This window comes from Streptomyces sp. NPDC042259 (assembly GCF_055582085.1).
In genome coordinates this window covers 121,046-128,352 of record NZ_JBVJDW010000005.1, presented here as the reverse complement: position 1 = coordinate 128,352, position 7,307 = coordinate 121,046, and the positions used below count along the sequence as shown (strand labels likewise).

The window sequence follows — 7,307 nt, the reverse complement described above, 5'->3', positions numbered from 1 at the left end:
GGTTTTTTTGCTACCCCCCTTTTGGGGGGGTGGTTTTTGGGTTCCCCTTGCCGTCGCCCCGAGAAACCCCCAAGGGGGGGCCCCCCCCCCCGCCCCCCTTCCCCCCCAGGGCCCTCTCCTGTGTGTGGGGGATGCTCGGGGAGGACGGGGGGCGGCTCCGCGCGCTCAGCTCGCGGCCGAGCGGTGGCAGACGTAGGCGAGGGTGCCCAGCAGCAGCCGGGCCTGCGGGGGCCGGCCCGCGGTGTCCAGGGCCGGTGGGCGCAGCCAGCGCATCGGCCCGAGGCCCGCGAAGTCGGAGGGTGGCGCGGTGATGTGCGCACCGGCCCCCAGGCAGCGCAGATCGAGCCGGGCGTCGTCCCAGCCCATGCGGTAGAGCAACTGGGGGAGTTCGGCGGCGGCGCCCGGGGCGACGAAGAACAGCGCCCGGCCGTGCGGGGTGAGGGCCACCGGGCCGAGCGGCAGGCCCATCCGCTCCAGCCGCACCAACGCGTGCCGGCCCGCCGCCTCCGCGACCTCCAGCACGTCGAACGCGCGACCCACGGGCAGGAGTACGGCCGCGCCCGGTACCTCGGCCCAGGCCGTCGTGGCATCGTCCAGCGTGGACCCGGCCGGGACAGGTGAGGCGAATGAGAGTGGATGGGCGCCTGGGGCGGGGCAGTCGGCGGCGCCGCATGAACACGTGACGCTCCCGCCGCGGGCCGCCCGGGCGCCGGGCACGACGTCCCACCCCCAGAGGCCGGTGTACTCCGCTACCGTCGTCGCGCACTCCGACGCGCGCCACCGGCGCCGAGAACTCGAGCGCAGATCCCGGATGCCGCCGATTGTGAAGCCCATACCCCCTCCAACGGGTCGTGCTCGCAGATGGTTACGTCTCGGAGTGTCTCGAACACGCACGGTCGCCGACGCCTGCTCCGTGGCGGCGTGACGGTGCGCGACGGGTGGTGCGGCTCGGTCTGTACGCCCTGGCATGCATCAACCCGCCCCCTCCTGATCGTTCCCCTGTCAAGTCAATCGCGTTGTGACGTGGAGGAGTTCATTCGATGGGGTGGCGAATGGTGGCGATTACTGGACTCTCCTCGCCGAAGCCGTGATCGTAGGATTACTTTCGGTACGCGAACCCCGGAGACGCACCTGCTGGCGGGTATGCCGGAGGCATTGCTCCTTCCCGGTGCTCCTCGTCTCGCGACCGTTTATTACCGGCCGAGATGGTGCATCACCGGACAAGCAGCCGCAACGGGCGGCATGCTGTGGGCGGTTCGAGCGCAGAGCAGAGTTCCGGATGGGGGCGTTCCAGTGGGCGGCAACGGCAGCGGCATCGGTGGGGCCGACCAGCCCGACAAGGGCGAGAAGCGCCCCAATGAGCAGTTGGGTTCATGGTTCCTGCGCAGTGGCCTGTCGAAGGGCGAGCTGGCCCGCCAAGTCAACCGCAGAGCACGGCAGTTGGGCGCCCATCACATCAGCACGGACACCTCGCGCGTACGGCGCTGGCTCGACGGCGAGCAGCCGCGTGAGCCGATCCCGAAGATCCTCTCCGAGTTGTTCTCCGAGCGCTTCGGCTGCGTGGTCGGCGTCGAGGACATCGGCCTGCGCACCGCGCACCAGTCGCCGTCCGTGTCGGGGGTGGACCTGCCCTGGGCGGGGGCCCAGACCGTCGAGCTGATCAGCGAGTTCTCCCGCAGTGACCTGATGCTGGCGCGGCGCGGCTTCCTCGGCACCTCGCTCGCCCTGTCGGCGGGGCCCGCGCTGATCGAGCCCATGCAGCGCTGGCTGGTGCCCGTCCCGGCGGGCCGTGAGCCCGAGCGGCCGGCCCAGGCGGACGGCGGACGCCGCGGCGCCAAGCTCTCCAAGCCGGAGCTGGATCTGCTGGAGTCCACGACGATGATGTTCCGGCAGTGGGACGCCCAGTGCGGTGGCGGGCTGCGGCGCAAGGCCGTCGTCGGGCAGCTCCACGAGGTCACCGACCTGCTCCAGGAGCCCCAGTCGGAGGCCACCTCCAAGCGGCTGTTCAAGGTCGCCGCCGAACTGGCCGAGCTGGCGGGCTGGATGAGCTACGACATCGGTCTGCACCCCACCGCGCAGAAGTATTTCGTGCTCGCGCTGCACGCCGCCAAGGAGGCCGGGGACCGCCCCCTGGGCTCGTACATCCTCTCCAGCATGAGCCGCCAGATGATCCACCTCGGGCGGCCGGACGACGCGCTGGAATTGATCCACCTCGGGCAGTACGGCTCCCGGGAGACGGCCACCTCGCGGACCCAGGCGATGTTGTACGCGATGGAGGCCCGCGCCTACGCCAATATGGGCCAGCCTGCCAAGTGCAAGCGCGCGGTGAACATGGCGGAGGACTGCTTCGGCGACTGCCTGCCGGGCGACGGGGACCCCGATTGGATCCGTTTCTTCTCCGCCGCCGAACTCAACGCGGAGAATGCCCATTCCTACCGGGATCTCGCTTATGTGGCCGGCCGCAGCCCCACCTACGCCTCGCTCGCGCGGCCCAAGATGGAAACCGCCGTGGAACTCTTCGAGCAGGACACGGAGCACCAGCGGTCGTATGCGCTCAACCTCATCGGCATGGCCACCGTGCATCTGATGGAGCGGGAGCCCGAGCAGTCCACGGTGCTCGCCGGACGGGCCCTCAAGATCGCCAAGCAGGTGCGTTCGGAGCGGGTCAACAACCGGCTGCGCAAGACCGTCGACACCGCCGTGCGCGACTTCGGCGATGTCGCCGAAGTCGTCGACCTGACCGAGCAACTCGCCCTTCACCTGCCGGAATCCGTGGAGGCCGCCCACGCGGTCTGACCCCTCCGGCCCCCCGAACCCGGCCGCGACGACCCTCCCGTACAGCCCGACTCGGCTCCCCCCACGCCAGGTCACTTCGGTTGGTCGTCGCGGTCGGCCTTTTCCTCACCGGCCTGTCGCGGCCGGTCGCCCGCAGGATGGCGGCCGCCCTGGGGGCCGGCCGGCCGAGGACGGCGGTTCACCGGGGTGTAACACTCCGGCCGCCTTCGTCACTGGCGCGAAACAATCGACGGCATCGGCTGAAATCGCGCTGCGTCAGCCTCGAGGCCATACCGGCCCACCGCATTTCCCGCCCGCACGGGTGTACGGGTCGCCGCTTCGAGGGGACGACGACATTGAATGGCGCAGATACCGCATTCGTATTGATCAGTGCCGCACTCGTGATGCTGATGACACCAGGCCTTGCCTTCTTCTACGGCGGCATGGTGCGGGTGAAGAGCACGCTCAACATGCTGATGATGTCCTTCATCTCGCTCGGTATCGTCTCGGTGCTCTGGGTGCTCTACGGGTACTCGCTCGCTTTCGGTGACGACCTCGGCGGCGGGCTGCTGGGCGACTTCGACCACCTCGGCCTCAAAGGCATCGGCCCCGAGACCCTGACCGGCGGCAAGGAAGGCATCCCCGTCCTCGCCTTCGCCCTCTTCCAGCTGATGTTCGCGGCCCTCACCCCCGCGCTGATGAGCGGAGCCCTCGCGGACCGGGTGAAATTCAGCGCCTGGGCGCTGTTCATCACCCTCTGGGTGACCGTCGTGTACTTCCCGGTCGCGCACTGGGTCTGGCAGGCCGACGGCTGGCTCTTCAAGCTCAAGGTGATCGACTTCGCGGGCGGCACGGCCGTCCACATCAACGCCGGCGTCGGCGCGCTCGCCGCCGTCCTCGTCGTCGGCAAGCGCATCGGCTTCAAGAAGGACCCGATGCGGCCGCACAGCCTGCCGCTGGTGATGCTCGGTGCGGCCCTCCTGTGGTTCGGCTGGTTCGGCTTCAACGCGGGCTCGGCGCTCGCCGCCAACGGCGTCGCCGCCAACATGGCGATGAACACCCAGGTGGCCACCGGTGCCGCGATGCTCGGCTGGCTCGCCTACGAACGCGTCCGGCACGGTGCCTTCACCACCCTCGGTGCCGCCTCCGGCGCCGTCGCGGGCCTGGTCGCGATCACCCCGGCCGGCGCCGCCGTGAACGCCTTCGGCGCGATCCTCATCGGACTCGTCGCCGGCGCCGTCTGCTCCTGGGCCGTCGCCCTCAAGTTCAAGCTGGGCTTCGACGACTCCCTCGACGTGGTCGGCGTGCACCTCGTCGGCGGTGTGATCGGCACCCTGCTCGTCGGCGTCCTCGCCACCGACGGCGTCGGCGGCGTGACCCAGCTCGGCCGGCAGGCCGCCGGGGCGTTCGCGGTGATGGGGTACTCCTTCGTCGTCTCCTGGCTGCTGGCCAAGGGCGTCGACAAGACGATCGGCTTCCGCGCCACCGAGGACGACGAGGTCGGCGGCATCGACCAGGCCTACCACGCCGAGAGCGCCTACGACTTCAGCGCGGTCGCCGGCGTCTCCTCCCGGCGGGCCACCGCGCCCGACCCCGTATCCGACAAGGCGCTGCACAAGAAGTCGCACAAGAAGGTGGACGCATGAAGCTCATCACCGCGGTCGTCAAGCCGCACCGGATCGACGAGATCAAGGACGCGCTGCGGACCTTCGGCGTCCAGGGCCTGACCGTCACCGAGGCCAGCGGCTACGGCCGTCAGCGCGGCCACACCGAGGTCTACCGCGGCGCCGAGTACGAGATCGACCTCGTCCCGAAGATCCGCATAGAGGTGCTGGTGGAGGACGCCGACGCCGAGGACGTCGTCGACGTCGTGGTCAAGACGGCCCGCACGGGGAAGATCGGCGACGGCAAGGTCTGGGTCGTCCCCGTCGAGACGGTGGTGCGCGTACGGACCGGGGACCGCGGCCCGGACGCGCTCTGAGCCACCGCCAGGAGCGAGCGTGAACGAAGGGGAGCGCCAGAGTTGACCGAGATCACGGCGGACGGAACCGGCCCCGGCGGCTACGCGGCGGCCCGGCTGCGCCTCCTGCGCGAGGAGGCGCCGGCCGGGCCGCCGCGCCGCGCCGCGCTCGCCCGCGCCACCGACGAGTGGCTGGGCGGGCTGCTCGGCCCGGCGCGCGGCGTCGCGCTGGTGGCCGTCGGCGGCTACGGGCGCGGCGAGCTGTCACCGCGCAGCGACCTCGACGTACTGCTGCTGCACGACGGGTCGGCCGACGCCCCCGCCCTCGCCGCCCTCGCCGACCGGGTCTGGTACCCCGTGTGGGACCTGGGCCTCGACCTCGACCACTCCGTCCGCACCCCCGCCGAGGCGCGCAAGACCGCGGCCGCCGACCTCAAGGTCCACCTCGGTCTCCTCGATGCCCGCCACATCGCCGGCGACCGTTCCCTCACCGCCGGCCTGCGCACGGCGGCCTACGAGGACTGGCGGGCCCAGGCGCCCGCCCGGCTGCCGGAGCTGCGCGAGCTGGGGGAGGACCGGGCCCGCCGCCAGGGAGAACTGCGGTTCCTGCTGGAACCCGACCTCAAGGAGGCGCGCGGCGGGCTGCGGGACGCCGTCGCGCTGCGGGCCGTCGCCGCGTCCTGGCTGGCCGACGCACCCCGCGAGGGCCTGGCCGGGGCCCGGGCCCGGCTGCTCGACACCCGCGACGCGCTGCACCTGGCCACCGGCCGGGCCACGGACCGGCTCGCCCTCCAGGAACAGCACCAGGTCGCCACCGGGCTCGGGCTGCCCGGCGCGGACGCGCTGCTGCGCGAGGTGTACGAAGCGGCCCGCACCGTCTCCTACGCCGCCGACGTGACCTGGCGCGAGGTGGGCCGGGTGCTGCGGGCCCGGTCCGGGCGGCCGCGGCTGCGCCGGCTCCTCGGCGGCCGGGGCGGCCGGGGCGGCTTCGTGGAGCCCGAGCGCACCCCGCTGGCGGAAGGCGTGGTCGAGCAGGACGGCGAAGCCGTGCTGGCCCGCGCCGCACGACCCGAGCGCGACGCCGTCCTGCCGCTGCGCGCGGCGGCCGCGGCGGCGCAGGCGGGGCTGCCGCTGTCCCGGCACGCCGTCCGGCGTCTCGCGGGCGCCGGGCCGCTGCCGGTGCCCTGGCCCGACGAGGCCCGCGAGCAACTCGTCACCCTCCTCGGGGCGGGCGAGTCCACGGTCGCCGTCTGGGAGGCCCTCGAAGCGGAGGGGATCGTCTCCCGGCTTCTGCCCGAGTGGGAGCACGTACGCTGCCGCCCGCAGCGCAACCCCGTCCACCGCTGGACCGTCGACCGGCACCTGATCGAGGCGGCCGTCCGCGCCGCCGCCCTCACCCGCCGCGTCGGCCGCCCCGACCTGCTGCTCGTCGCGGCCCTCCTGCACGACCTCGGCAAGGGCCTGCCCGGGGACCACAGCGTCGCGGGCGAGACCATCGCCCGGGAGGTGGCGCCCCGGCTGGGCTTCGGCCCGGACGACACCGCGACCCTCGCCACCCTCGTCCGCCACCATCTGCTGCTCGTCGAGACCGCCACCCGCCGCGACCTCGACGACCCGGCCACCGTCCGCGCGGTCACGGACGCCATCGGGCACCCCGGCACCCTGGAGCTGCTGCACGCCCTCACCGAGGCCGACGCCCTCGCCACCGGCCCCGCGGCCTGGAGCGCCTGGCGCGCCTCACTGGTCGCCGACCTGGTCCGCCGTGCCTCCGCCGCCCTCGCGGGCGGCGTGAGCCAGGACCGCGCCAGGACGGCGGCACCGACCGTGGAGGAGGAGCGGCTGGCGATCGAGGCGCTGCGCACGTCCGGCCCGGTCCTCGTCCTGCGCACCCGGCCGGAGGACGGCGGAGACCCGGCGGGCGCCGACACCCCGGCGCCCGTCGGTATCGAGCTGCTCGTCGCCGTACCCGACCAGCCGGGCGTACTGCCCGCCACGGCCGGCGTCCTCGCCCTGCACCGCCTGACGGTCCGCGCGGCGGAACTGCGCGCCATCGCCCCGGACCCCGCCGTCGACGGCAGCGTCCTGATGCTGAACTGGCGGGTGGCGGCCGAGTACGGTGCGCCCCCCGAGGCGGCCCGCCTGCGGAACGATCTCGTGCGGGCCCTGGCGGGCACCCTGGACATCGCGGGCCGGCTGGCCGAGCGCGAGGCCGCCTACGGCAAACGACGCCGCGGCACCGGTCACGCGCCACCCCGGGTGAGCGTGGTCGAGGGCGTCTCGCGGGCCGCGACCGTGGTGGAAGTGCGGGCACACGACGCCCCCGGGCTGCTGCACCGCATCGGCCGGGCCCTGGACGCGGCGGGGGTGTGGGTGCGCAGCGCCCATGTCTCCACGCTGGGAGCGAACGCCGTGGACACCGTCTACCTCACCCGGCGGGACGGCTCCCCGCTGGCGGAGGCGGACGCCGTCGCACTGGCCGAGGCGGTGGAGGACGCCCTGCGGTGAACGGCGCGGGCGGCCCCGAGGCCGCAGGGCCTCCGGCCCGGCCCGTTCCGGCCCCGCTCCCGGGCAT

The 7,307-nt window shown here is 73.2% G+C and carries 5 protein-coding genes; 4 read left to right on the top strand and 1 reads right to left on the bottom strand.

Annotation, left to right across the window (positions count from 1 at the left end; genetic code table 11):
* Positions 1-165 precede the first annotated feature (165 nt).
* Positions 166-834, bottom strand: coding sequence for a bifunctional DNA primase/polymerase (locus ACZ6MA_RS16130; protein ID WP_469434284.1), 669 nt, complete (start codon positions 832-834; stop codon positions 166-168).
* 408 nt (positions 835-1,242) lie between these two features.
* Between ACZ6MA_RS16130 and nsdA the strand changes: the two genes are divergently transcribed.
* From nsdA to ACZ6MA_RS16110, 4 genes are all read left to right on the top strand, one after another.
* Positions 1,243-2,796, top strand: coding sequence for a transcriptional repressor NsdA (gene nsdA / locus ACZ6MA_RS16125; RefSeq protein ID WP_469434283.1), 1,554 nt, complete (start codon positions 1,243-1,245; stop codon positions 2,794-2,796).
* A gap of 335 nt (positions 2,797-3,131) precedes the next feature.
* Positions 3,132-4,421: an ammonium transporter gene (locus ACZ6MA_RS16120; protein WP_469434281.1), complete on the top strand. Its 1,290-nt coding sequence runs from the start codon at positions 3,132-3,134 to the stop codon at positions 4,419-4,421.
* Positions 4,418-4,756, top strand: coding sequence for a P-II family nitrogen regulator (locus ACZ6MA_RS16115; RefSeq protein ID WP_130880131.1), 339 nt, complete (start codon positions 4,418-4,420; stop codon positions 4,754-4,756). Before ACZ6MA_RS16120 ends, ACZ6MA_RS16115 begins: the two co-directional genes overlap by 4 nt.
* Before the next feature lie 42 nt (positions 4,757-4,798).
* Complete coding sequence (locus ACZ6MA_RS16110) at positions 4,799-7,240, top strand: [protein-PII] uridylyltransferase (protein WP_469434280.1); 2,442 nt, start codon at positions 4,799-4,801, stop codon at positions 7,238-7,240.
* Positions 7,241-7,307 lie beyond the last annotated feature (67 nt).